This window comes from Pseudomonas sp. HY2-MNA-CIBAN-0224 (assembly GCF_040310285.1).
Taxonomy (GTDB): domain Bacteria; phylum Pseudomonadota; class Gammaproteobacteria; order Pseudomonadales; family Pseudomonadaceae; genus Aquipseudomonas; species Aquipseudomonas helleri.
In genome coordinates, this window is sequence record NZ_JBEOPQ010000003.1 from 112,902 (window position 1) to 136,236 (window position 23,335).

Below are 23,335 nucleotides of genomic sequence, written 5' to 3' on the forward strand. Positions count from 1 at the left end.
CCTGCGGCAGCTCCAGGGTGAACTGCACGTTGCAAGTTGTTCGCTTCTCGCTACGCTTGGCATCTCGACAGCAAGCCAACGGAATTGTGCATGGAACACACTCATTACAGTGGCGGATGCGTTTGTGGCTCGATCCGTTATGAAGCCTTGGGCCCTGCAGAAAATGCTCATACCTGCTCATGCAAAACCTGCCAGCGGCATACAGGCTCACCGACCGTCGTGTGGGTGGAGTTTGCGCAAGAAGGGGTCAAGTGGGTAGGGGCCGGGGGTGCTCCTTCGGTCTTCAGAACCTCGGATTACTCCAGCAGGGCCTTTTGCCCAACGTGCGGAAGTTCGATTGGCGCAATCGATGATGAGCCAACGATTGCATTGCTGATTGGCTGTTTTGATGACAATAACGACGCCGAGCTGGCGCCGTTGTACCACTCGTTCGAGGATATCCGACCACGTTGGCGGTGTTTGACGCCATTAACCCCGTAGTCGCTGCCGAGGTACGAGGCTGCGATAGTTACTTGGGCCCCAAAATCTGCACCAGCTTGTCTGGCGACGGCGCACCTTGCTGCTGTTGCAGGTTGCCTTGGTCGTCCAGGTAGAAAATTGCCGGGGTTGCCGACAGTTCCAGGTCGTTCATGAGCTGGGCGTTGGCGTCGAGCTTGGCCTGAACGTCAGCCGGGATTTTGCTCAAGGCCTTGAGGGTGCTGGCCTTGCCGGCTTTTTCGTGTGCCTGCAGGGCTTGCTGTGGGTCTTTGGCGGACAGCAGGGCGGCAGACTTGCCCGGGCTGTCTTCGCGGATAATGCCCACCATGATGTGGCGCAATTGCACTTTCCCGGAGTCAACCCACGGGCGGGCCTGTTCCCAGAACATGTTGCAATACGGGCAGTTCGGGTCGCTGAACAGGTAAACGATGCGCGGCGCATCCTTTTTACCATCCTGGATCCAGTTGCTCTTCTCCATGTTGGCCCAGACCTCTTTGGCCATCGGCGCATATACCAGCTTTTGCAGCGGCGCCAGGCTCAGGTCTTTGCCGTCGGCGTCATACAGGTTACCGACCAGCACATTGCCGTCAGCGGTCAGGTACAAGGCCATGCCACGGTTCTGGTACTGCGCGGCATAGCCTTTCAAACCGCTGGGCGCATCAAAGCTGCCGACGATTTTCGCGCCCTTGGCTTCGATTTTCTTGATGGCTGGAGGCAGTTCTTCAGCTTGCAGCACAGGCGACTGCAGCAGGGCAGCGCCAAACAGAGAGGTCAGGCTAAGGGTTAACAGTTTGCGGTTAAGCATGTTTGCGTATTCCTTGCAGGGTCGACCTGTTGGGCCGACTTTGAATGTTCTTTGGTAAAGCCTTGCATGGCCTGCGCCAGGCTGGCATCGGACAGTTCTCCCAAGTGGCTGCGCAGCAAACGCCCGTCAGCGCTGTAGAAGAGCGTAGTCGGCAGCGCCATGGAGCCGACTTTCTGGGCCAGTTGCCCGCTGCTGTCGAACAAGATGTTGCTCAGGCTCAGACCCTGGGTTTCGAGGAACGTACTGACGCTCTGCATGCTTTCGCCCTGATTGACGAATAAAAACGTCACGTCTTGATGCTGTTTTTGCGCGTTCTGCAGCACCGGCATTTCCCGGCGGCACGGCGGGCACCACGTGGCCCACAAGTTGATGACCAGCGGGCCGCCCTGGTAACTGCTCAGTTGCACTGATTCGCCATTGGCTGTGCGCAAGGTCAATTCAGGCAGGCGCGAACCCTGCTCATAGAGGCTGGAAGACAGGCTGGCCAAAATCCAGAAGGTCAGGCCAGTACTCAACCCCCAAGCTAATGGGCGGCGCAAGCCCGCACGGCGCCAACCCCAGAGCACCGCACCCGCCACCACGGCCACCAGGCCGGGCCAGACCATAAACCCGCCGTCACGCAAATCGAGCATTTTCAACGGGCTGATCTGGAAGTGCGGCCAGAAAGCGAGCACAAAACCGATACGCGCCACGAGCAAGCCCAGCAAAAACAGGGCAAACAACACTGACTCAGGGTTCTCGCCGCCACGTTTGGCCACCCGCCAACCGACCAGGGTCGCCAGGGCGAGTGCCAGGATCAGCAGCAGGTGGTTAATTGCCAAGGCAAACGAACCGATGGTCAGGGTGAGCATTTATGGGGTTTCCCGAGTGGCGTTCCAATTGTTCAAAAAAGTCTCGGCGTTGACTTCGCCGGTGATCCGCTGCCCACGACGCTCAACCCCATTGGGACCTATCCAGACAAAACTGGGCGGGCCGGGCACCTGGTAACGGCTGAGCAATTCGCGGCTGGCGACATTATCGGCGGTCACATCAAGACGCAACAGCCGCACACCTTGCAAAGCCGATTGCACCTCAGGTTTGGCGAACACCTGTTTTTCCATGACTTTGCACGAAACGCACCAGTCGGCGTAATAGTCGAGCAACACCCATTGCCCTTCGGCCTTGGCGCTGGCCAGTTCACGGTCGAGGCTGGCCGGATCGTTGAGAGTAATGAAGTCGCCGTGGTCATTGCTGACCGTAGTGCCGATCACGGTTTTAGCGGTGTACACCTGCAACGGTTGCCCCAGGTCGGTGCCGCCACCAGCGGCCCCTATCAGCATCAAACCACCCCAAATCCCGGCCAATAGGCTCAAGGGGTTAAACAGCGGTTTGGCGCGGGCAAAGTGCTGCGCTTGTTGCCACAGGCTGCTGGCAAAAATAATCAGCAATACGCCCCACAGCCCCAACCACAGGGTTTCACTGACCACCGGGCGCAGCAACAGCAGGGCCGTAGCGAGGAACAGGAAGCCAAACAGCCCTTTGGTCAGATCCATCCAGGCGCCCGGCTTGGGCAAAAAGCGGCTGCCCACCGTCACCAGCAACAACAGCGGCATGCCAATCCCGACACCCATCACAAACAGCACGAGGCCACCTTCAACCGCATTGCCGCTCTGCGCGATGTACAGCAGGGCGCCTGCCAGCGGGGCGGTCATGCACGGGCCCACCAGCAAACCCGACAAGGCGCCGAGGATGCCTGCACCCAGCAGGCTGCCGCCTTTACGGCCACGGCCGGCGTTCTCGAGGCGGTCGCGCAAGGCGGCCGGTAACTGCAATTCAAAAAAGCCGAACATCGGCAGCGCCAGCACCACGAACAGGGCGGCAAAGCTTGCGAGCAACCAGGGTTGTTGCAGCAGGGCCTGCAAGTTGGCGCCCAGCAGGGCGGCCAAAACGCCCAAGCCTGCATACACCAGCGCCATGCTCACTACGTAACTGCTGGCGACGGCGAAACCGCGCCCGGCGCTGGCACCGCTGCCCACCACCAGCCCGGCCAGAATCGGCAGCATGGGCAATGAGCACGGGGTGAAGGCCAGCAACAAGCCAAGGCCGAAGAACAGCAACAAGCTCCAGCCCAACGAACGCTGCTGCAAGCTGGCCGCCAGCGACTGGTCCTGGGCCTGGCCTTGAGCGGCGACAGGTTGCGCGCCGCCCAGATCCACCACCTGGCTTTGCGGCGGGTAGCACAGGCCGGCATCGGCGCAGCCTTGCCAGCTCACTTTGACCTGGCCGCTGGCTCCCGCAGGGATCAGCACGTCGACCTGATTGCGATAGACCTGGCTGGCACCAAAAAACTCGTCATTGTGCTCCTCGCCCTGGGGCAGGACCGGAGTGTGCGCAGCGTCCAGACCGTCGAACTTGAAGCGCTTTTGGTACAAATAGTAGTTGTTGGCAATCTGCCAGCTCAGCCGGGTTTCGCCCGATGGCAACACTTCGCTGCTGAAGGCGAATGCCTTGGCCACCGGCAAGAAGTCGACTTTCTGGGCAAAAGGATCATTACTGGCTTGCGCCTGGCTGAAGCCCGTCAGCAGTAGAAACAAAAAAATAAACAAACGGTGCATACGCCCAGCCTTGGTCTTTATGAATAGGCAACACCTTGGCGACACATGATTAACCGAGTGTTAATAGGGTCGCGAAACTGACAAGCGCTTTAAACAAAGCAGGTGCACTACATTTACAGGGCGGATCTCGGGATAATCCGCCCTTAATCCCATGATTTTCTAATCAGTCTATTTACGCGGGTATGAGCATGCACGTATTGGTTTGCGAAGATGATGAACTGATTGCCAGCGGCATTGTGGCCGGGCTGACGGCGCAGGGGCTGACGGTTGAGCATGTCGGCACCGCCAGCAAAGCCAAAGCCATGCTCAAGGCCGCCGAGTTTGACGTGATGGTGCTTGACCTGGGCTTGCCTGACGAAGACGGCCTCAAGCTGTTGCAGCAACTGCGTCAGCAGGGCTTTGAACTACCCGTGCTGGTGCTGACCGCCCGTGACTCGGTCACCGACCGGGTGGATGGCCTGCAAGCCGGGGCCGATGACTACTTGCTCAAGCCCTTTGACCTGCGTGAACTGGCCGCCCGCCTGCACACCTTGTTGCGTCGAGTGGCCGGGCGCAGCGTCAATTTGATCGAACACGGGCAATTGACCTATGACCCGAGCAGCCGCATTACCTTGCTGGGCGGTCAGCCGGTCGACCTGTCGCGACGTGAGCAGGCACTGCTGCAAGCCTTGCTGCATAACCGTGGGCGCGTGTTGTCGGCCGAGCAGCTCAAAGACAGCATCTACGGCTTTGGTGACGAACTGGAGAGCAATGCCCTGAACGTTCATATCCATCACCTGCGCTCCAAACTGGGCAAAGGTATCGTCGAAACCGTGCGCGGCCTCGGGTATCGTCTGGGCACTGCCGACGGTGCTGAGCAGCCATGATGAGCATGCGTCTGCGTTTGAGCCTGACCATTGGCTCGGCGTTTGTATTGATCTGGGCGCTGGCGGCGGCCTGGATGCTCAGTGATTTGCGTCAGCAAATGATGTTCTCCCTCGACCAGCGTCTGGTGGCGTCCGCGCGCATGGTGGCGGGGCTGCTGGAGCAATTGCCGCAGTTGCCGGTGAAAGGCGAGGGCACCCATTTCAGTGCGGAACAACTGACCATCCCGGGCGGTATGGCGTGCCAGGTGAGTTCGTTGCGCGGTGAGGTGCTGGCCCGCAGCCACAACAACCCGGACCAGCCGATGCGCTCCGAATCGGCGGGTTTTCATGACCAGATCATTGATGGCGCCGCCTGGCGCACGTTCACTCTCGACCGTGGCGATGTGCGCATTACCACCGCCGACCGCCAGGTCGAGCGCGAAGCCCTGAACCTTTCCGTGCTGCTCGCCGCCTCGGTGCCGGTGGGCATGGCCTTGATCGTGTGCTTGCTGCTGTTGTGGCTGGGCCTCGGCCAGGGGTTGGCGCCGCTCAACCGTATGCGTGATGCCCTGATGCGCCGCGATGCCGACTCGCTGCAACCACTGCAAATCAGCCCGTTGCCCAGCGAATTAAAGCCGTTGCTGGACTCCCAGAACCAGTTGCTGGCGCGAATATCCAAAGCCATTGAACGTGAGCGGCGCCTGACCGGTGATGCCGCCCATGAACTGCGCAGCCCGCTGACGGCGATCAAAACCCACCTGCAAGTGGCGCGCATGACCGATGGCGTGGCGCGCGAACAGTCCCTGGCCCACGCCGAAGCCGGGGCAGACCGTTTGCACCGGACCCTTGAGCAGTTACTGCTGCTGGCGCGGGTTGAAGGCAGCTTGTCGTTTGATGACGGCGTAGAGTGTTCGGCTGAACAAGTAGCGCGTCTGGCCATCAACGACGCGGCCAGCGGCGCGGCGGACCGTGTGCATTTGCAACTGGCCGACGACCTGCCGGACACCCGTCTGCACGTGCCTTCGGTGCTGGCAATCGCCGCCTTGCGCAATCTGCTCGACAACGCCTTGCGCCACACCCCGGCGGACACCCAAGTGCAACTGAAGGTGCATGCCGAGGGCAACCACGTCGTGTTCGTCGTGCGTGACCACGGCCCCGGCCTCGCGCCTGAGACCTTGCAGCACATGACCCAACGTTTCTGGCGCAACGGCAACAGCAACGGTTGCGGTTTGGGCCTGGCGATTGTGCAGGCCATTGTCGAACGATGTGCGGGCGAACTGAATTTCGACAGCCAGGCCGATGGCCTGCGGGTTGAACTGCGCATGCCGCTGCAGACGGCTTGAACACCTCGATCCTTGTAGCCGCTGCCGAAGGCTGCGATGGGGCGCGAAGCGGCCCTGTTCTATGGGGTGAAGGTCCTTCGGCCCTTATCGCAGCCTGCGGCAGCGGCTACAGAAACCGGGAAACTTCGGGGCTTGGCTAAATCCTCACCACGCTGATGCGTTTTCAAAACAGGAATGTTTTGGTCAATCTCATCGGCGTATTGAGGGTCCCAGGAATGTCAGTCGCTACTAGCCTTGCTGAAAATCATCCGCTTGAAACGCTGTACGAGTTTGAAGAGTCTCCGTTGCTGGCCCGCCAGAGCCGTCAGGAGTCCAATGCGCGCAGTTACCCGCGGCGCCTGCCGCTGGCCCTCAAGCGGGCCAAGGGTTTGTACGTTGAAGACGTCGAGGGTCGCCGCTTTATCGATTGCCTGGCCGGTGCCGGGACTCTGGCGCTGGGGCACAACCACCCGGTCGTGATCGCCGCCATCCAGCAGGTGCTGAGCGATGAACTGCCCCTGCATACCCTCGACCTCACCACCCCGGTCAAAGACCAGTTTGTTCAAGACCTTTTCGGCCTGCTACCCGGCGCTTTGGCTAGCGAAGCGAAGATCCAGTTCTGCGGCCCGACCGGCACCGATGCGGTCGAAGCCGCGCTGAAACTGGTGCGCACCGCCACCGGGCGCAACACCGTGGTGTCGTTTACCGGCGGGTATCACGGCATGAGCCAGGGCGCCTTGAGCCTGATGGGCAGCCTGGGGCCGAAAAAGCCCTTGGCCGCCTTGCTCAGTAATGGCGTGCAATTCATGCCGTATCCCTACGATTACCGCTGTCCGTTCGGGCTGGGCGGCAAGCAGGGCGTGCAGGCCAATCTGCATTACCTCGAAAACCTCTTCAGCGACCCCGAAGCCGGTGTGCAGTTACCGGCCGCCGTGATTGTCGAAGTGGTGCAGGGCGAGGGCGGCGTCATTGCGGCAGACCTCGACTGGCTGCGCGGGTTGCGCCGGATTACCGAGCAAGCCGGCGTGGCGCTGATCGTCGACGAAATTCAAAGCGGCTTTGCCCGCACCGGCAAAATGTTCGCCTTTGAGCACGCCGGCATCATCCCGGATGTGGTGGTGTTGTCCAAAGCCATTGGTGGCAGCTTGCCGTTGGCGGTGGTGGTGTATCGCGAGTGGCTCGACACCTGGCTGCCGGGCGCACATGCCGGAACGTTCCGTGGCAATCAGATGGCCATGGCCGCAGGTTCGGCAGTGATGCGCTACCTCAAACAACACAACGTCGCTGCGCACGCCACTGCCATGGGCGAGCGCCTCAGCGAACACCTGCACATCCTCCAGCGCGACTTCCCGCAATTGGGCGATATTCGCGGTCGTGGCCTGATGCTGGGGGTTGAACTGGTTGACCCCAACGGCAGCCCCGACGCCTTGGGCCACCCGCCAGCCTTTGCCCGGCTGGCGCCGCTGGTGCAGCGCGAATGCTTGAAGCGCGGCTTGATTCTGGAATTGGGCGGGCGCCAGGGCAGCGTGGTGCGCTTCTTGCCGCCGCTGATCATCACCGCCAGTGAAATCGACCAGGTCGCGGCCATCTTTGGCAATGCCATGGCCGCAGCGATCACCCGGCTCTAATTTCTGCCCGTGATCACTCGTTAGATTCATATCTTTTACAGTTACGGAGACCCGCACATGAGTTCAGTATTTGACCGCGACGACATCCTCTTCCAAGTGGTGGTGAACCATGAAGAGCAGTATTCGATCTGGCCGGATTACAAAGCCATCCCCAACGGCTGGCGCGCCGTGGGCAAAAGCGGCCTCAAACCTGAGTGCCTGGCGTATATCGAAGAAGTCTGGACCGACATGCGGCCCTTGAGCCTGCGCCAGAAGATGGATGCAGTGGCCACGCACTAAGCGCAATCATTGTAGGAGCGAGCTTGCCTCGCGATCTTTTGACCTTGAAAAGATCGCGAGCAACCTCGTTACAAGGCTTTTACAATCGCATCAATATTGCTCTGCAACTGCGCCACCGGATCTGCGCCGTCAGCGCCGATCACCACCAGTTGGCTGCCACCCTCGGTAATCGCCGCCTTCAACTCGGGCGAAGGTTCGCGATGGTCGAGCACCAGCGCCACCTCGTTGTCCTTGAGGGTTTGCGTCAGCGCCTTGAGGGCTTGCGGTGTCCATGGGTCTTCACTGTTATGGGCCACGTCAACGCGCTCCAGATTCAGCCCGCTGATCAAGTAATCCAGCCGGTCAGACACACTCACGACGCTTAAATTATCGGCCTTGGCCAGGCGTGACTCGCTCTCGGCGCTGAGTTTGAGCAGGCACTGTTTCAGCTCGGCCAGGTTGGCTTCGATTTTGGGCTTGGCGGCGGGGGCCAAACGTACCAGGTCAGCCGCAATCACGTCGGCCATACGCCCCATGTTGTTGCTGGACAGCCACGGCTGGCTGTTGAGGCCATCGCTGTGCACGTCAGGTTGCACGGCAATGCCCGGCAAACTGCCGTCCACCGGGCGTGCAGCGTCCACTTCGACGATGCGGATGTTGCTGCGCCGGGCCATCGGGTACAACGGGTCGTCGCTCCACAGCGAGCGCAGGCCGACCACCGCATCGGCGTTTTCTGCGAGCTTTTGCAGGGCCGGGGCGCCGCGACCGCTGAAGTAGGCGCTTTGCCGACTGCCGGGCAGGTTGGCTGCCGCTGCGCGTTCAAGGGTCACGCCGCTGTCCTTGAGCAGCAGCGCGCTCAAGCCATAGGTAATCGGCAAGCTGGCGAGAATACGCACCGGTTGCGGTGCCGGGGTGGCGGCCAGCAGCGGGGTGCTGAGCAGGCCGGTGATGGCAATTGCCAGGGTGAGTTTGCGCAGCGTGAACATTTATCCAATATTCCCTTTAAGGCTTGGCACCACGCCACGAGCAATGGCGGCCAGGGCGAAGGCGATACCGGCCACCAGAATGATCGCGGCGCCGGACGGAATCGGTAGGTCAAGAACGATAGGCAGCAAAATCCCGCACAAGGTACTGACCGTGGCGATCAGCACCGAAATCCAGAAAAAGCCCTTCAACGACTGGCTGAGCAAGCGCGCCGCAGCGGCCGGAATCACCAGCAGTGCGCCCACCAGAATCGCCCCGATCACCTTGACCGCCGCCACGGTGATCAGCGTCACCAGAATCACAAACAGGTAATCCAGGGATTTCACCGCCACCCCGCGTACAGCGGCCAGTTGCGGGTTGAAACTGGCCAGCATGATGCGGTTGTACAGCGGCAGGCTCAGGCCCAGCACCAGCGCACCGACCACCGCCAGCACCAACAGATCGTTGCCGTTGACGGTCAGCACCGAGCCAAACAGTACGTTCTCAAGGATGTGGATGTTGATCTTGCCCGCGAGAATCAGCAGCAGGCTGGCGCCCAGCGCCAATGACACCGAGAGGAAGACCCCGATCAGCGTGTCTGGCGCCAGGCCTGTGCGGTTGCGCAGGTAATTGAGCGAAATGCCGAACAGCAGGCAATAACCGAACAGGCTGCCATAAGGCCCGGTGTAGGGTTCGCCGAGCAGGATGCCGATGGCCACCCCGGTCAGCGCTGCGTGGCCCACGGCTTCAGAAAAGAACGCGAAGCGCTTGACCACCACCAGCGTGCCAAGCCCGCCCAGCACGGGGCCGATGAGTAAACCGGCGAGCAGCGCATTGACCACAAAACCATAGGCCAGCACCTCGGGCAAATACCCGGCGGTGGCCCAGCCCTGAATCATCAAACGAAAGGCTTCATAGCTCATGGCTGGGCGCTCCCGCAGGCTTTAGGGTGGGTTGAAAACAGGCTTAACAGGCGCTCGGGGCTGAGGGTTTGCGCGGGCTGGCCGTCGAACAGCACCTGGCGATTAAGCCCGGTGACGCGATCCGCCAGACGTTTGACGGCCGCCAGATCGTGCTCGATCCACACCACCGTGACGCCCGACTGCTGCCAGTCGTTGAGCAAACGTTCAAACACCTGCGCGCCGGCTTCGTCCAGCGCCGACATCGGCTCATCCAGCACCAGCAATTGCGGGGCCGGGATCAGCCCCTGGGCCAGCAGCACCCGTTGCCGTTCACCGCCCGACAAGGCGCCCATGCGGCGCTTGCGTTTGTGTTGCATGCCCACCCGTTCCAGCGCATCGCCAATGGCCGGGGCAACCTTGCGCGACAAGCCCATAAAGGCCGGGCGCCGCTGGCACATGGCGGCCATGAAGTCGTCGACGGTCATGGGCAAGCCACGGTCAAATTCCAGCGCCTGGGGCACATAACCGATCAACCCCGGCTCGCCGTTCCAGCTCAGGCGCAACTCGCCTTGATGCGGCATTTGCCCGAGCAGGGTTTTGATCAGCGAGCTTTTACCGCCGCCATTGGGGCCTACCAGCGCATGCACGCTGCCCGCCTGAATGTTGAAACTGACGCGGTCCAGAATCGGCGTGCTGCCCAAGGTCAGCGATACCTGATCAAATTCCACACCCGGCCCGCGGGCCCGCACCGCAAGAGGTTCAGCCGCCGTCATGCCCCGGACTCCTGAATCGCCTTGACCACGGTATTGAGGTTGTTGTTCATCTCTTTTTCGTACTTGTCGGCGGTGTACTCGCCATAGGAAATATGCGACAGCGGGTACAGCTTGACCCCGGATTCGCGCTGGATGGTCTCAACGTACGTCGACGGGAAGTCCATCTCGGAGAAGATCACCTTCACATCCAGCTCGCGCAGTTGGTCGATGGTCTTTTTCAACTGGCTGGGGCTCGGCTCAATACCGTGAGCTGGCTCAACCACGGCGGTCACTTCCAGGCCAAATTCGCGCAACAAGTAGTCATAGGCGGCGTGCACGGTGGCGACCCGCAAATCCGCGTTGGGGGCTTCGGTGAGTTTGGCCAGGGCGTCGGCGCGCATCTGGCGCAGGTGCTTGCCGTAAGCGCGGGCATTGGCGGTATAGGTTTTGGCGTTGGCCGGGTCGAGCTTGCCCAGTTCCCGGGCGATGTTGTTGACTTGGGCAATCGAGGCGCTGATCGACAAGAAGGTGTGCGGGTTGACCACCTTGCCAGCGCCCCGCGCGGCGGTGCCGGTGGCGGCCAGCAGCGGTACGTTCTGGTTGGCCTCGATGACCGGGATGTCCGGTTTTTCACTGGCTTCGATCATCTTGTCGGCGAAATCATCATGGCCCACGCCATTGAGCACGATCACGTCCAGCGTGCCGATGCGCTTGATGTCGTCAGCGCGGGGTTCATAGGCGTGCGGGTTGAAACCGGCCGGAATCAGCGGCACTACCTCAGCCTTGTCGCCAACAATGTTTTTCACGTAGCTGTAATACGGGTGCAAGGTGATGCCAATGCGCAACGGTTTGGCCAGCGGCGCCGGGGCGGCGGTTTCAGCGTGCGTCAGAGGTGAAAGGCAGAGGGCCAGGAGGCCGGCCAGCAACAAGGTGCGGCGTCGAAACACAGATGAAATGGACATGGCGAGCAGTCTTCTCTCAGGTAAAGCGGTGGGTTCAGTGCCGATGCTGGCGAGTCACCCCGGCATCGAATTGGGCGATCACTTGCTTCCAGCCGTTCTGGAGCAAGGCGCCATCGCTGAAGTCGGTGGGGGCGCTGACGTTACTGTTGCGGTTAAGCCACACATCGGGCTGCTCGTTGATACGCATCAAAAACGAGCCGGCCACCTCAGGGTTGGGGCTCACGCCCAGGTAGGCCTGGTCGTCCAGCAATTGCCAGGTATGGTTGCCACGGCTCACCGAGCTGGCGTCGCTGGCAAAAGGCGCGAAGCCTTCTTCGGCCAATTGCTCGGGTTGGGGCAGGGCGCCATTTTCTTCGCGCAGCAGGTTGATCTCGTCCAGGGTGACCCGCAGATCGGCGTAGATTCCTTGCTCGGCGGCATTCAGATCGAGCCGGGAATCCAACTGGTGGGCCGCCACTGAGGTTGCCTCATGGGACTCGTGACGCCAGGCCACAACCGACCCCGCGACGCACAGAATCAACAGGCACAACAGCAGCACATAAAGGGTTTCATGCCCGGCACCGGCCGGGCGCACGACGTGAGTATTCATTCGATATCGGCTTGGTCGATTTCAACAATGTGGCCGGGGCCTGCGTCAAACAGCACGTAGAACTCGCCATCCGGGCGTTTGAAGGTCAGGGTCGAATCGCTGCCCAACTTGCCGGGCACCAGAATGGTTTCGTCATAACCGATCACATCCAGCGTCACCCCCGGTGCGCCACTGCCATCAGAAAACCCGCCGGTGCAGCGGATCTGGTCGTCGCCCAGGCTCTTGCACTCACACATCGGGTTGTGTGCCAGGGCCTGGCCGCTGAACCCCAGCAAGGCCAGAAAGCCCGCGGCCATGACACGGCGCGCGGGGTGTTTAAACAGATGCGAACTCATCGTTTACCTCCTTGTTGAGCCAGCCAGGCCATGGTTGCCGGTGAGGCCTCGCTCAGGGGGATGGATGCCTGATGCATTGAGCCGTCCCAGCCCTCAAGGGTGATCCACAGCTCGGCATCGTCTTTGGTACGTTCCGGGATCGGCAAGGTGGCGCCCATACGGTACGGCGTGCCGAAAAAAATCACCCCGGCAGCGCGCAAGCTGCGCGGTTTGCCGATGCGCAAATAAGCCGCCTTGACCTGGTCGATGCAGGTGTCGCACAGCGCTGCGTTAAAGCTCTTCATATAACCGGCCGGGCCGTCGGGGCGCGGCGCTTCGTTGCGTAGTTCTGCCAGCCGCAGGCTCCACGGGCCAACCTGCACCGTGCCGATTTCGCGCTCGCCCAGGCCGCTGTCACCCCGAAACAGTGACGCCTCATGAAAATACTTGGGCATAAACCCCAGCGGGATCAGCAACAACAGAATGTTGATGTGAAACCGCCATTTGAGCCACCAGCGACCCAGTGTAGAAGGGGGCGCTACCGCCGCTGTCTTACTCATACATTGGCCTCCTCGGGCTGTGCGCTGCGCGCGGTGACGGTTTGCCTGCCGGTCGGTACACGGGCGGGTTTATTGCTGCGTTTAAGCGCGTTGGCGGTGGCCAGGGCGGTGCGCTTGGTCCAGATCAGCAGGCCGCTCAACACCATCATGCTCAGCACCAGGCCGAAGAAGAACCAGATCAGCTTGACCCACAGCCCGCCGAAATCACCGGTGTGCAGCGGGCGCATGGACTCGGTCACCAACTCCAGCCCGGAACGGTCGGCGATCATCCGCGAACCTTCGATAACGCCGTTGTAGGGGTTGATGTCGGCGGTCTGAAACAGCAGCGGGTACCAGCCCGGGCCGCCCACTTCGATATGGCCGTAGGCGTTGCTTGGCAAGCTGACAAAGCTCGCTTCAAGGCCTGGAATGCTCTCGGCGGCAATCCTCACGGCCTGATCGAGATTGATCATCGGCGCCGGTTGGCCGTCCGGCATGATCGGCACATCCTGACGCGCCACCACCGGCGGGTTGCCCGCAGTCGAGATTGAAATCTGGTTATCGAACATAAAGGCCTGAATTAAAAACCACACGCCAGTGATGGAAATCACCGCGATAAACCAGATCGACCAGATCCCGCACAGCCGATGGAAGTCGCCCCAAAAGATTCGCGCGCCGTGTTTTAACCGCAGCGTGGGTTTGAGGAAACCTTTCCAGAATTTTTTGTACACCACCAGCCCGGTAATCAGCGACGCCAGCAACGGCAGGCCGAGGAAAGACACCAAGTACCAGCCCCAGCTATATCCGTTGGTGAACGGCACCAGCCACCAGCCGTGCAGGGCGCGGGTGAACTGGCGGAAGTCAAAGCTAGAACTCTCGCCCTGAATGGCCCCGGTATACGGGTTGATGTACAGCGCCGGCGAGCGCCCGTCCGGGTACACCACGCTGGCGACCAGGGCAAAGTGCGACTCATCCGGGCGGCTGATCGACTGCGCCGCCAGCGCCGGTTCGGCCTTGTGAATGGCGCTCAACACCTGCTCATAAGTGAGCAACGGAGCATCGCTTGAAGGCTGTGTGGCACGGGCTTCAGGGGTCGCCAGCCAGACAATCTCCTGGCTGACCACCGCCAATGTGCCGGTGACACACACAATCAATACAAAGAACCAGATCGGCAGCGTTAACCAGCTGTGGACCAGGAACCAGACCTTGGAGCGGGATTTTTTGGACATGGGGAACGGCAGACTCACGGCTGAGCATGTTTAATCGCAACTGAGAATGCGATTGCTATCCATGTAGGACGTATGAGATGTCGAAAACCCGAAGGTAGAGTTGTAAAAAAGTGTTTCGAAATTCGGCCGGGCTGGACAGGAGCGCTCACAGGCAGAAATCAGCAGAGGTGAGCGCAATGCCCGCTGCTGCTTCTGATAGACGTTGAGAACCGTTTGAAATTTACCCGGGACCGGTCGCAGGGGAGTTGTTTGTCGAAAAGCCACTGGCTAAACCTGCGAGCAATACGCGTGAGCGGTTTAGCCAGAGTGCGCGTTACTGAAACTGGCCTGCCTTGATGCAGTAGGTCAACAACGCCTGATCGCTTTCTACCGCCAATTTACGCATGGCTGACACCTTCTGCGCGCTGACGGTCTTGACGCTGCGCTTAAGCAAGCGCGCCACTTCGCTGACGCTGTAGCCGGCAACAAAGATGCGCAATACCTCCACTTCACGCGGGGAAAGGCTGGCAAATCGCTCATCGACCTCCTGTTTATTCATGAGCACAGAGGTCGGCGCCGGAGCCGGGCTTTGATAGTTGCGGTTGGCAGCAACGGCCGCCAGGGCATTGAGGATTTCCTCGTGCAGGTGATTTTTCTGGATAACGCCCGCCACGCCCAACTCATGCAAACGCGACAAAATCAGGTTATTGGAGATCATGGTCAAGACCACGACCTGAATGTGGGGAAACTTGCGAATGATGTAGTCGATCAGCTTGAGCCCGTCGCCATAGGTCGCATCGCCCGGCATATTGAAATCGGTAATCACAACGTCCGGCTGGTATTGCTCAAGCTGAGCAATTAACTGGCTTGAATTGGTGGCCTCGGCAACGAGTTTGAACCGGGGGTCTCGCATGATGATTTCGCGCACACCAAACAGCACGATGGGGTGGTCATCAGCAATCACGACTTTGATTTCTAGCATGAGCTTCCTGTCATTCAATGAAACTCTTAAGTGATAAGGTCTTCGCTCAGGATGAGCAGAGCAGCGCGAAGTCGCGACATAAAAGCCACTAGCTCGCGCCGGGTATCGTCAGTAAGAGGGTGGCTGTTCAAGGTAAATTCCAAATGATTGCAGGCGGCGCAAAGGGCCTGGGCGCGAACCGAAGCCAGCGATCCATTCATCCTGTGCAAGTGGCGCACCAGACCCTGTACATCCTTGGCATGCAACGCCCGCTCGGTGTTGAGCAAGTCTTCGTCCATGGTTTCGATGAACAACTGGCGCATCTGGGCAGACAACGTAATCCAGTTGTCCATGTCGCCGGGTTGCAGGGCTGACGGGGCTTGCGCCGTCGCAGCGTCTGTCGGGCACTAGGTGGTCAGGGTTTCGCGCAGTTGCTTGAGCGTGAGCGGTTTGACCACCCAGGCATTCATGCCGGCGGCCAGGCAAAGCTTGCCTTCTTCACGGAAGGCATTGGCCGTTACGCCGAGAATAGGGATGTCCGCACCTTGCTGACGCAGCGCCTGGGCCAACTCATAACCATTCATGAACGGCATGTTCACATCGGTAATCACCAGATCAAAATCCAGCGCGTTCCACAGTTTAAAGGCCTGTTCGCCATTGTCGGCGGTGGTGACTTCGGCCCCCAGCGCCTCCAACTGTTCGCGAAGAATGGCCTGGTTGATGGGGTTGTCTTCTGCCACCAGAATGCGCAAGCCGATACGTACCGGGGCCAATGTGTGTTCAAGCCGTTTAGTGGGTCTGGCCCCCTGAAAAATCAAGGTAAGGCCGCGACCGATTGCCCGAATGTCATAGCTGTTGATCTCCAGGATCTGGGGACTGTTGCTGTCTTTATCAGGCGAAGCCCCGCGGATGATCACCCGCTCACTGTGCGCAACAGCGCCCGTTGCCTGGGTTGTGACTTCCAGAAGGGTAAGGGTCGGGTCGTCCACGGCTTCCTGTGTGGCTGGCAAGGCGTAGGCTCCCCAGCGATTGAGCCAGTCGATCAGGCTTTGCTCCAGCTCCTTGAGCGGCGCCAGCACGCGCACCGGCATGCCCTGAATGTCGATATCGCGGCAGTCTGGCAGCTCTCCCGGGATGATCGGTAAACGTATGTTCAGTGAAAAACTGCTACCAAGCCCCGGTTCGCTGACCACACGCAGGCTCGCACCCATCAATTCGCTCAGGCGCGAACAGATCGACAGCCCCAGCCCGGCACCCCCTGCAATGTTGTTTGCGGACAGTTGATTGAACGGCGTGAACAGGTTTGCCAGTGCTTTCTCGCTGATACCGACACCGGTGTCGGACACTTGCCACTGCAGCGAGGCGTGTGTGTCGTCTTGCTCGACGACCTTGACCCGCAGCACGATTTGCCCTGATTCAGTGAACTTGATCGCATTGCTCAGCAGGTTGTTGATGATCTGCCGGATTCGCCCAGGGTCACCCAGCATCAAGGCGGGCAACGTGCCGTCAGCGCAGGCGTAAATCTTCAAGCCTTTATTGGTCGCCGCGGCCGAGTAAGCGCGGATGCAATCCTCAAACAGATCCAGCGGGCAGAAGGTGACTGACTCGACAGACATCTGGCCGGACTCGATCCTGGAGACGTCGAGCACATCGCTGATCAACTGAAACAGCACCGAGGACGATCGTTCAATCGTGCTCAGGTAGTCACGCTGGCGCTTGTTGAGGTCGGTCAAACCCAGCAATTCAAGGTTGCCCAGCAAACCGTACAAGGGGGTGCGTATCTCGTGGCTCATGGTGGCCAGAAACAGGGTCTTGGCCTGGCTGGCTTCGTCAGCCGAGCGGCGCGCCTTGTTTAACAGGTTGGTCTGGTCAACGTGACGGGTGATGTCGTTGAAACCACAGAGCACCACGTCCTCGCCTTTGTAGCGGGTTGAAACAAAGCACACTTGCAGGTAACGGTCGGCGACTTCCATGTGCATTTCGCCCTGAATATTGGCGCGACGATCGAGTTTGAGCACGTTGATCATTTCGGCCGTGCACTGCCATTCCATGGCACGTTGATTTTCGATCAGTACCTGGTTGTTGTTGCGTTGCACCACACACAGCGCCGCAGGGGCGTTTTCCAGAATGACCCGGTTAAACGCCTCGCTTTCAATCAAGGATTGGTTGGCCCGTTCTGCCGGTTCAACAATGCGGGTACGAAACCAGCGCGTAATACGCCAGCCCACCATCAACAACAGGCTGAACAACCCTATTACGCCCAGCAACGGCCATAGCGCGTAACGAAAGAAGTTCTCGTAGCTGATGCTGTACAGGCCCACCCACGGGTTGTCACCCGCGGATTTGAGCTTGAAGCACAGGCCATAACGATCGAGGCTGAAACCATCGCTCACATCGTCCACTCGGCTAGGCTCACCCAGCAATACATCACCTTCAGGCGAAATCAGGGTGAAACGATTGTTGATCGGGCGGACCAACAACCGTTCAAGCTCATTGATTTCACTGGCATCGAGCAAGGCGGTCAGGATCGACAACCCTTGATCTTTGCCTGACGGCATCACCTCATTGGTCAGGTCGATGCCTATGTAGCCAACAATCGTTTTGGTGTTCTGGAACAGGCCATGTGGTGCGCGCATCCAGCCCACATGGGTTTCGCTGAGTTTATTGCGCTCAGCCGCAAGCTTTGTGTAAAGGCTTTGCGTCACCTCGAAAAAATTACTTTTCTCCAGCAGGAGCTGGCGGCGTGAACTGCCCACGCCGGGAATGGCGACATTGAATTGTGGTGAAGGCGAGAACATGAACAGCTGCGGCGATGAGTAAAACGAACTCGCCCAGAATGTGCTGTAAAAGTCGGTGAGTTGCACCCCCCACGAGAGCGTCCCGCGCATGGCTTCATCCGAGTACTCGTTACGCTTGGCCAGCGTAAAGGGAATGGACATGGCCAGCCCCTTCACCTGATAGACCTCTTCATCGTCCCCCAGCATGATCAACTTGCTGGAAAAGGGTTGTACATACGTGACCACATTCTGGTGGGCACGGCTATAACCCTGTGCTGCCTGCTTCAAGAAAGACTCATGCTCATGAATGCTTTCGATGAGCCGCGCAAAATGAAAGTCGACCTTGTCGCTTTCTTCTTCAAATACCCGGCCTACGGCCCAATAGCTCATGCTCACCAGCAACAGGGCGAGACTGGTCAGCAGCAGCAACATTTTGTTGAGCCGCTGTGAACTGGTGGCCAATGCTCGAAGGCGCGAGCTTTCATACTTCATGGTTCACACCGTAGAGGCTTAAGTAAAAGATGCTTTAGGGAAGGCGCTAACAGCCGATTAAACCCGACAGGATAGCGCTTGAGAGGTGCAACTGAATGAATAGACAGCAGTGATTCAGGTAAGTGCTGGCTTAGGGCTATCTTCGAGTAACAATTCAATGAAATCGTCGGAGCGTATGGCGGCACAGATGATGAAGCCCTGAGCGAGGTCACACTCGATACGGCGCAGGAACTCCAGCTCTTCCTGGGTTTCAACGCCTTCTGCCGTGACAATCAGGCCAAGCTTGTGGCTCAGCTCGACAATACTTTCCAGGGCGAGCGCCAGGCTTTCTCGCTCCAGACAGCCGTGAACCAGTGAGCGGTCGATTTTCAGCTCACTGAACGGCGTGGACACCAAGTTGAAATACGAGCTGTAGCCCTTGCCGAAATCATCCTGAGCCAAGCCAAAACCCATCATCCGCAGGCGACAGGCGCCAGCATAAAAGTTGCTGATTTTCTCGGTGGTCGAGCTTTCCATCAGTTCAAAGCAGATCGACTGCGGTTCGGCACCCGCGTCCAGTACCTTCTGGTAAAGGCGATCAGCCAGATCATTGCTGTCGAGCAAATGGGTGGGGAGGTTGACTGAAACGGGCACATCAAACCCTTCGCTGCGCCATAGAGCCTGGGCTTTGAGGCTTTGCTCCAACATCAAGCCGACAAGGGTGTCCTCCAGGTTGAACTGAGCGATAGCGCCCAGAAAATCACAGGGCGGCAGTACGCCCAGAGTGGGGTGGCACCATCTGACCAAGGCTTCGGCGCTGCAGATCTTGCCGGTGCGCAGGGACTTTTTAGGTTGAAACCACGCTTGTATCTGCCCATTGCTCATGGCTTGAAGCAGGGTATTGCGTTCCAGGCTCAGAGAAATGGTTGCGTACTCCTGAGCTTGGCTGGCCAGTGCATCGAGGCGTGAGCGCAACTGGCTCACCGCGTTGGGCACGACCGGTTTGGAAATCAGGCCGACGACTTTCAACCCCAGGTTTTTCGCCGAAAGCCCGGCACTGACCAGCAGGCGCCGCGAAGCAACGCTCATCAGGGCAATGGCCGGGCGTTTTTTAAGTGAAGTGATTTTCTGGAACAGTTGCACGCCATCCATCTCCGGCATGAACAGGTCGCTGACCATCAGATCGTATTCATAGCGTTGCAGCAGGTTCAAAGCGCTAGAGCCGCTCCAGGCAGAGTCCACTTCAAACCCGCCGTCGTTACGGAACAGTTTGAGCAAATACTCATGTTGAAACGGGTGGTCCTCAACAATGAGTACCTTATAGGGCTTCATCAGCGTTCCTCTTGTAGGCCAGCAGGCAGGTGTAAAGCGCGCGCATTGAAAAAGGTTTGATCAGGCACTGGTTCATGCCGGCTGCCCGACAGCGATCAGCCTCTTCGAGCATGGCGTTGGCCGTGGCGCCAATAATTGGAATCGAGCTGTTCAGTTCACGCAGCCGGGCAGCCAGTTCGTAACCATTCATGCGCGGCATATTGACGTCAGTGAGGACCAGGTCGAAGGGCGTTGTGCGCCATAACGCCAGGGCCTCCTGGCCGTCACCCGCCAGTTCGACTGTACAACCGAGGTCTTCGAGCTGATCGCGCAAAATCAGTTGGTTGATGACGTTGTCTTCGGCTACCAGAACATGAATACCCAGATGCCCATCCAGGCGATTTTCAGTGAGTGCGTTGATCTGAACCATGGATTGCCCCTGGGCCTCGCTGACGGCGTGATGCACGTCGGACAAGTTGTTGAGATTGACGTGGCGATGGTTGCTGGACGACTCCGTGCAGACATAGTCCTCCGTTCCGGCGATGACTTTTTGGCCTTGCCAGCCCGGGACCAGGGCATATTTAAACGCCCCGACATGCAACTCCAGCAACACTGCGCCGGGGGTGTAGGCGAGCAGGCCAGGGCGTCGCACTTCAGCGCGCGCGCCCCAACGGTTCAACCAGCCGCAGAAGTTTTCTGCCAATTCGCGCACGGTGGCGACCACGTAGACCGTTTCGGCCAGCAGAGGCTGGCAGCCAGGGTCTGTGGGCTGCGCATTCAACTGCTCAAGCGGCAGTTGCAAGGTGAAGCTGCTGCCGAGCCCGGGCTCGCTGACGACGCGCATCGAACCATTCATCAAATGCATCAAGCGCTTGCAAATGGACAACCCCAGGCCGGTGCCCGCGACCACATTGGTGGAGCCGCTGGCCTGATAGAAGGGCTCAAACAGAAACCGCTGGTTTTCCAGGCTGATGCCTTTGCCGGTATCGCTGACTTGCCAGTTCAGGGTGACGCGTTCGTCGTCACGGCTATCGAGCTTTAGGCGCAAGATGATCCGCCCATGATCGGTGAACTTCAGGGCGTTATTGAGCAAGTTGTTGAGAATCTGGCGAATGCGCGAGGCATCACCGTTCAGCCAGTCCGGCACTTTGGGGTCAATGCAGGCAAACAGCTGCACGCCCTTGGCATGCGCCGCGCCGGCATAGCTCTGGACCACGCCCTGAATCAGTTCTACGGGCGAAAAACGGTTCAGGGTCAGCGACAATTGCCCGGCTTCGATTTTTGAAACGTCCAGTACATCGCAAATCAGCTGCAATAAATTGGCCGACGAACCTTCGATAGCCTGCAAGTAGTTCTGTTGTTGGCGATTCAACTCAGTACGGCCCAGCAGCTCCAGGGTGCCCAGCACCCCGTACAGCGGCGTGCGTATTTCATGGCTCATGGTGGCCAGAAACAGGCTTTTGGCTTCGTTGGCGCTGTCTGCCGATTGCCGCGCCTGTTCAAGCGCCAGTTCGACCTGTTTATGGGCGCTGATGTCGCTGAAGGCGCAAATCAATACATCCTCGCGCTTGTAGCGTGTCGGGGCAAAACTCAGATACAGGTGTCGGCCATCGGCCATTTCGAATTCATCGGTGGTGTTTTGCTCTACATCTTCAAAGGCTCGCTTGATCCAGTCCCGGCTTAACTGATTGCGTTCGTGACCGGCTCCCAGCCATTGCTGCGCGAGTGAGTTTTCCAGGACTACGCTGCCATCCACGCGACGCAGGACACACAGGGCCACGGGAGCGATATGAATAACCGTACGACTGAAGGCCTCACTTTCGATCAACCCTTCGATGCGGTCATTGGCCGGAGTAATCAGGCGTCGGTCTATGCGCCGAACAAGGCACAGCATGAGCCAGGCGAACAGGCTGCAGAGCAGGGTGCAGATCAACAGCGGACCTGCAAGCACCGGTAACAGCGATTTGATATTGAGGGCATAGACAATTTGCCAGTCGGAGTAATCCATGCGTTTGCGTATTGCCAGTTTTTCAGGGAACAGCCCGGTCCCTATAAAGCCAAATGAACGAATCGCTTGCAGTTGATGACGCAGATTGCCCACGGGTTCCTCTGAACTGCTGAACAGGACATTGCCGCGCCCGTCCAGCAACATGAAGTCACCGGCACCTTCGTGATGCAAAGCCGCCACCATGTCCGGGACCTGAACTTCCAGGCCGAGCCAGCCTGAGCCCAGCACCCGGTCGTCCAGCCGCGAAAAGGCATACAAGGGCGAATCGGTGAGCGAGGCATCCCTCAACCACATATCGTCGCGCAACGAGAAATCACCCTGGGTCTGGGCCATAAGTTGGCGCAGTACGACGTCGGGAACCTTGTCCGGTGATGAGGTGACATTGAATAACCGGGTGACTGTCGGCTGGCCTTTGTCAGAGACGTACAACAGATTGACCTGATGCTGGCGCAGGTAGTCGCGCATTCGATTCGTCAGCCACAGGCTCCAGTTATGGCGGCTGTCACCCAAAACGATGTGCACCTCTTCGGTGCGTACTTCATTGCTGTTCGGGGTCGGCTGGGTGACGTTGCTGACCGCCGACAACACCAGGCTTTTCAGGAGCATTTCACGGCTGACAAAAAACAGCTGCGCTTCGGCAACGCCTTGGTTCATGTCACTGCGGCGCGCGGAAATTTCATCATTCAGCGTGGTGCGCACATAACTGAATGCAATGGCAATGACACCGCCCGTGAGGGCAATGGCAAACAGGTGAAGGAGTTTTCTGGCCGCTTTGGGAGTCGAGAATGAGGCGTCGAAAGGGCGGATAAATTGTTTTAGTTTCATCCGGGGGAAAGTAATCAATCCCCCTGTTCCGGGTAATAAGACGATTCCTAAACGTCACCGTCTTTTACCTTGTGTTCAGCGTATGAGCGCCTGACTGACGCCGTCTTGATAATGGCCACCGTCATCGATCAGCGTGTAATTCACCCCGACCGAGGTCATTGCACCTGCGTTGAATCCGTCCAGTGCGTAGACCTTGTCGCTGAGCGGCGGCGCCATCATGTCCAGGGTTTTGGACACCGGCAACTCGCGGCCTTGAACGCTCAGGCGCAGCGAGGAGAATGACGCGTGAAAGGGCGTCGGGTTATGGCACAGCAGCACCCAGCCATTGCCGCGACGCTCGATGCTGAAGGTCAGCGCCGCCGCCATTTTTTCCGGGGAACCAGGCAAGTTGGCCGGGCGATAGAACACTTTCATCTGGGTGTTCATGGCCACGGCCACCTGAGTGGTGGCAAGCGGCACCTCGGTCTTGGTCGGCGGGATTTCGTAAATATTCAGCCAACTCACCGACTCGCGGTCCTTGGGTTGCGGGCTGCCATCGTAAACAATCCGCAAGCCCTGCACGGCGCCCGGCTGCATGCGAAATACCGAGGGCAGGGCGAGCATGGCGTTGCTGGCGTTTTCGGGGGCCTGAGTCCCTTCACCGTTGTCGATCCAGGTTTGCACCACCACCGGGTAGGAGTTGGTATTGGCCAGCATCAATGAGCGCTGTGAATCGCCTTCATGAATGATCAGGCGGGTCTGCTCGGGCATGATCCCAGCCTGGACACAATGCGCCGTGCCCAGCCCCAGGGCGGCAACGATGAGCATAATGACGAACATGAACC

General features: G+C 59.1%; 22 protein-coding genes. 5 read left to right on the forward strand and 17 right to left on the reverse strand.

The window, feature by feature from the left end; genetic code table 11:
* Positions 1 to 90: 90 nt before the first annotated feature.
* Positions 91 to 480, forward strand: a complete 390-nt coding sequence (locus tag AAEZ03_RS03610; protein WP_350576106.1) for a GFA family protein — start codon at positions 91 to 93, stop codon at positions 478 to 480.
* Between the two features lie 28 nt (positions 481 to 508).
* Here AAEZ03_RS03610 and dsbG read toward each other — a convergent pair whose 3' ends face one another.
* Genes dsbG through dsbD form a run of 3 tightly spaced genes read right to left on the reverse strand, consistent with a single transcriptional unit; the run spans position 509 to position 3,876 of the window.
* Positions 509 to 1,282 carry a thiol:disulfide interchange protein DsbG gene (gene dsbG, locus AAEZ03_RS03615; RefSeq protein WP_350576109.1) on the reverse strand — a complete coding sequence of 258 codons (774 nt, stop codon included), beginning with the start codon at positions 1,280 to 1,282 and terminating at the stop codon, positions 509 to 511.
* Positions 1,261 to 2,133, reverse strand: coding sequence for a TlpA family protein disulfide reductase (locus AAEZ03_RS03620; RefSeq protein ID WP_350576112.1), 873 nt, complete (start codon positions 2,131 to 2,133; stop codon positions 1,261 to 1,263). The genes dsbG and AAEZ03_RS03620 overlap by 22 nt, the downstream gene beginning before the upstream one ends.
* Positions 2,134 to 3,876, reverse strand: a complete 1,743-nt coding sequence (dsbD, locus tag AAEZ03_RS03625) for a protein-disulfide reductase DsbD (RefSeq protein ID WP_278937984.1) — start codon at positions 3,874 to 3,876, stop codon at positions 2,134 to 2,136.
* 188 nt (positions 3,877 to 4,064) lie between these two features.
* On the opposite strand from dsbD, the gene AAEZ03_RS03630 reads away from it, so the two are divergent.
* From AAEZ03_RS03630 to AAEZ03_RS03645, 4 genes are all read left to right on the forward strand, one after another.
* A complete protein-coding gene (locus AAEZ03_RS03630; protein WP_350576115.1) occupies positions 4,065 to 4,742 on the forward strand; it encodes a response regulator in 678 nt (225 codons plus the stop codon).
* Complete coding sequence (locus tag AAEZ03_RS03635) at positions 4,739 to 6,064, forward strand: ATP-binding protein (RefSeq protein ID WP_278937982.1); 1,326 nt, start codon at positions 4,739 to 4,741, stop codon at positions 6,062 to 6,064. The genes AAEZ03_RS03630 and AAEZ03_RS03635 overlap by 4 nt, the downstream gene beginning before the upstream one ends.
* Before the next feature lie 215 nt (positions 6,065 to 6,279).
* Positions 6,280 to 7,671, forward strand: coding sequence for an aspartate aminotransferase family protein (locus AAEZ03_RS03640; protein WP_350576119.1), 1,392 nt, complete (start codon positions 6,280 to 6,282; stop codon positions 7,669 to 7,671).
* A gap of 57 nt (positions 7,672 to 7,728) precedes the next feature.
* A complete protein-coding gene (locus AAEZ03_RS03645; protein WP_048389352.1) occupies positions 7,729 to 7,950 on the forward strand; it encodes an MbtH family protein in 222 nt (73 codons plus the stop codon).
* A 68-nt stretch (positions 7,951 to 8,018) separates the two neighbouring features.
* Here the strand turns inward: AAEZ03_RS03645 and AAEZ03_RS03650 are convergent, their stop codons facing one another.
* From AAEZ03_RS03650 to AAEZ03_RS03715, 14 genes are all read right to left on the reverse strand, one after another.
* Positions 8,019 to 8,915: a metal ABC transporter solute-binding protein, Zn/Mn family gene (locus AAEZ03_RS03650; RefSeq protein WP_350576122.1), complete on the reverse strand. Its 897-nt coding sequence runs from the start codon at positions 8,913 to 8,915 to the stop codon at positions 8,019 to 8,021.
* The gene (locus tag AAEZ03_RS03655; protein WP_048368854.1) at positions 8,916 to 9,815 is read right to left on the reverse strand and encodes a metal ABC transporter permease; all 900 of its coding nucleotides are present in this window, start codon (positions 9,813 to 9,815) and stop codon (positions 8,916 to 8,918) included. It lies immediately after the preceding gene.
* Positions 9,812 to 10,567: a metal ABC transporter ATP-binding protein gene (locus AAEZ03_RS03660; RefSeq protein ID WP_350576126.1), complete on the reverse strand. Its 756-nt coding sequence runs from the start codon at positions 10,565 to 10,567 to the stop codon at positions 9,812 to 9,814. The genes AAEZ03_RS03655 and AAEZ03_RS03660 overlap by 4 nt, the downstream gene beginning before the upstream one ends.
* Entirely contained in the window at positions 10,564 to 11,508 is a 945-nt protein-coding gene (locus AAEZ03_RS03665; protein WP_350576129.1) for a metal ABC transporter substrate-binding protein, read from the reverse strand. The genes AAEZ03_RS03660 and AAEZ03_RS03665 overlap by 4 nt, the downstream gene beginning before the upstream one ends.
* 34 nt (positions 11,509 to 11,542) lie before the next feature.
* On the reverse strand, positions 11,543 to 12,097 hold the full coding sequence (locus AAEZ03_RS03670) for a DUF6162 family protein (RefSeq protein ID WP_350576132.1): 555 nt from the start codon (positions 12,095 to 12,097) through the stop codon (positions 11,543 to 11,545).
* On the reverse strand, positions 12,094 to 12,393 hold the full coding sequence (locus AAEZ03_RS03675; RefSeq protein ID WP_178113928.1) for a hypothetical protein: 300 nt from the start codon (positions 12,391 to 12,393) through the stop codon (positions 12,094 to 12,096). Before AAEZ03_RS03675 ends, AAEZ03_RS03670 begins: the two co-directional genes overlap by 4 nt.
* Positions 12,394 to 12,428: 35 nt before the next feature.
* On the reverse strand, positions 12,429 to 12,971 hold the full coding sequence (locus AAEZ03_RS03680; RefSeq protein ID WP_350576135.1) for a PA2404 family protein: 543 nt from the start codon (positions 12,969 to 12,971) through the stop codon (positions 12,429 to 12,431).
* Positions 12,968 to 14,179: a PepSY-associated TM helix domain-containing protein gene (locus tag AAEZ03_RS03685; protein WP_350576138.1), complete on the reverse strand. Its 1,212-nt coding sequence runs from the start codon at positions 14,177 to 14,179 to the stop codon at positions 12,968 to 12,970. The genes AAEZ03_RS03680 and AAEZ03_RS03685 overlap by 4 nt, the downstream gene beginning before the upstream one ends.
* Before the next feature lie 313 nt (positions 14,180 to 14,492).
* Positions 14,493 to 15,140: a response regulator gene (locus tag AAEZ03_RS03690; protein WP_153334820.1), complete on the reverse strand. Its 648-nt coding sequence runs from the start codon at positions 15,138 to 15,140 to the stop codon at positions 14,493 to 14,495.
* A gap of 26 nt (positions 15,141 to 15,166) precedes the next feature.
* Positions 15,167 to 15,472, reverse strand: a complete 306-nt coding sequence (locus tag AAEZ03_RS03695) for an Hpt domain-containing protein (protein WP_350576141.1) — start codon at positions 15,470 to 15,472, stop codon at positions 15,167 to 15,169.
* Positions 15,473 to 15,526: 54 nt separating this feature from the next.
* On the reverse strand, positions 15,527 to 18,388 hold the full coding sequence (locus AAEZ03_RS03700; protein ID WP_350576144.1) for a response regulator: 2,862 nt from the start codon (positions 18,386 to 18,388) through the stop codon (positions 15,527 to 15,529).
* A 114-nt stretch (positions 18,389 to 18,502) separates the two neighbouring features.
* The gene (gene pvrR, locus AAEZ03_RS03705) at positions 18,503 to 19,699 is read right to left on the reverse strand and encodes a response regulator cyclic di-GMP phosphodiesterase PvrR (protein ID WP_350576147.1); all 1,197 of its coding nucleotides are present in this window, start codon (positions 19,697 to 19,699) and stop codon (positions 18,503 to 18,505) included.
* Positions 19,686 to 22,511, reverse strand: a complete 2,826-nt coding sequence (locus tag AAEZ03_RS03710) for an ATP-binding protein (protein WP_350576149.1) — start codon at positions 22,509 to 22,511, stop codon at positions 19,686 to 19,688. Before AAEZ03_RS03710 ends, pvrR begins: the two co-directional genes overlap by 14 nt.
* 75 nt (positions 22,512 to 22,586) lie before the next feature.
* Positions 22,587 to 23,330: a fimbrial biogenesis chaperone gene (locus AAEZ03_RS03715; RefSeq protein WP_278937972.1), complete on the reverse strand. Its 744-nt coding sequence runs from the start codon at positions 23,328 to 23,330 to the stop codon at positions 22,587 to 22,589.
* Between the last annotated feature and the right edge of the window lie 5 nt (positions 23,331 to 23,335).

Coding starts and splice junctions, on each gene's coding strand:
- AAEZ03_RS03620 (WP_350576112.1), bottom strand. CDS start 2,133: ATGCTCACCCTGACCATCGGTTCGTTTGCCTTGGCAATTAACCACCTG.
- AAEZ03_RS03695 (WP_350576141.1), bottom strand. CDS start 15,472: ATGGACAACTGGATTACGTTGTCTGCCCAGATGCGCCAGTTGTTCATC.
- dsbG (WP_350576109.1), bottom strand. CDS start 1,282: ATGCTTAACCGCAAACTGTTAACCCTTAGCCTGACCTCTCTGTTTGGC.
- dsbD (WP_278937984.1), bottom strand. CDS start 3,876: ATGCACCGTTTGTTTATTTTTTTGTTTCTACTGCTGACGGGCTTCAGC.
- AAEZ03_RS03670 (WP_350576132.1), bottom strand. CDS start 12,097: ATGAATACTCACGTCGTGCGCCCGGCCGGTGCCGGGCATGAAACCCTT.
- AAEZ03_RS03665 (WP_350576129.1), bottom strand. CDS start 11,508: ATGTCCATTTCATCTGTGTTTCGACGCCGCACCTTGTTGCTGGCCGGC.
- AAEZ03_RS03645 (WP_048389352.1), top strand. CDS start 7,729: ATGAGTTCAGTATTTGACCGCGACGACATCCTCTTCCAAGTGGTGGTG.
- AAEZ03_RS03715 (WP_278937972.1), bottom strand. CDS start 23,330: ATGTTCGTCATTATGCTCATCGTTGCCGCCCTGGGGCTGGGCACGGCG.
- AAEZ03_RS03710 (WP_350576149.1), bottom strand. CDS start 22,511: ATGAAACTAAAACAATTTATCCGCCCTTTCGACGCCTCATTCTCGACT.
- AAEZ03_RS03690 (WP_153334820.1), bottom strand. CDS start 15,140: ATGCTAGAAATCAAAGTCGTGATTGCTGATGACCACCCCATCGTGCTG.
- AAEZ03_RS03630 (WP_350576115.1), top strand. CDS start 4,065: ATGCACGTATTGGTTTGCGAAGATGATGAACTGATTGCCAGCGGCATT.
- AAEZ03_RS03610 (WP_350576106.1), top strand. CDS start 91: ATGGAACACACTCATTACAGTGGCGGATGCGTTTGTGGCTCGATCCGT.
- AAEZ03_RS03640 (WP_350576119.1), top strand. CDS start 6,280: ATGTCAGTCGCTACTAGCCTTGCTGAAAATCATCCGCTTGAAACGCTG.
- AAEZ03_RS03650 (WP_350576122.1), bottom strand. CDS start 8,915: ATGTTCACGCTGCGCAAACTCACCCTGGCAATTGCCATCACCGGCCTG.
- AAEZ03_RS03635 (WP_278937982.1), top strand. CDS start 4,739: ATGATGAGCATGCGTCTGCGTTTGAGCCTGACCATTGGCTCGGCGTTT.
- AAEZ03_RS03660 (WP_350576126.1), bottom strand. CDS start 10,567: ATGACGGCGGCTGAACCTCTTGCGGTGCGGGCCCGCGGGCCGGGTGTG.
- AAEZ03_RS03675 (WP_178113928.1), bottom strand. CDS start 12,393: ATGGCCGCGGGCTTTCTGGCCTTGCTGGGGTTCAGCGGCCAGGCCCTG.
- pvrR (WP_350576147.1), bottom strand. CDS start 19,699: ATGAAGCCCTATAAGGTACTCATTGTTGAGGACCACCCGTTTCAACAT.
- AAEZ03_RS03685 (WP_350576138.1), bottom strand. CDS start 14,179: ATGTCCAAAAAATCCCGCTCCAAGGTCTGGTTCCTGGTCCACAGCTGG.
- AAEZ03_RS03680 (WP_350576135.1), bottom strand. CDS start 12,971: ATGAGTAAGACAGCGGCGGTAGCGCCCCCTTCTACACTGGGTCGCTGG.
- AAEZ03_RS03655 (WP_048368854.1), bottom strand. CDS start 9,815: ATGAGCTATGAAGCCTTTCGTTTGATGATTCAGGGCTGGGCCACCGCC.
- AAEZ03_RS03700 (WP_350576144.1), bottom strand. CDS start 18,388: ATGAAGTATGAAAGCTCGCGCCTTCGAGCATTGGCCACCAGTTCACAG.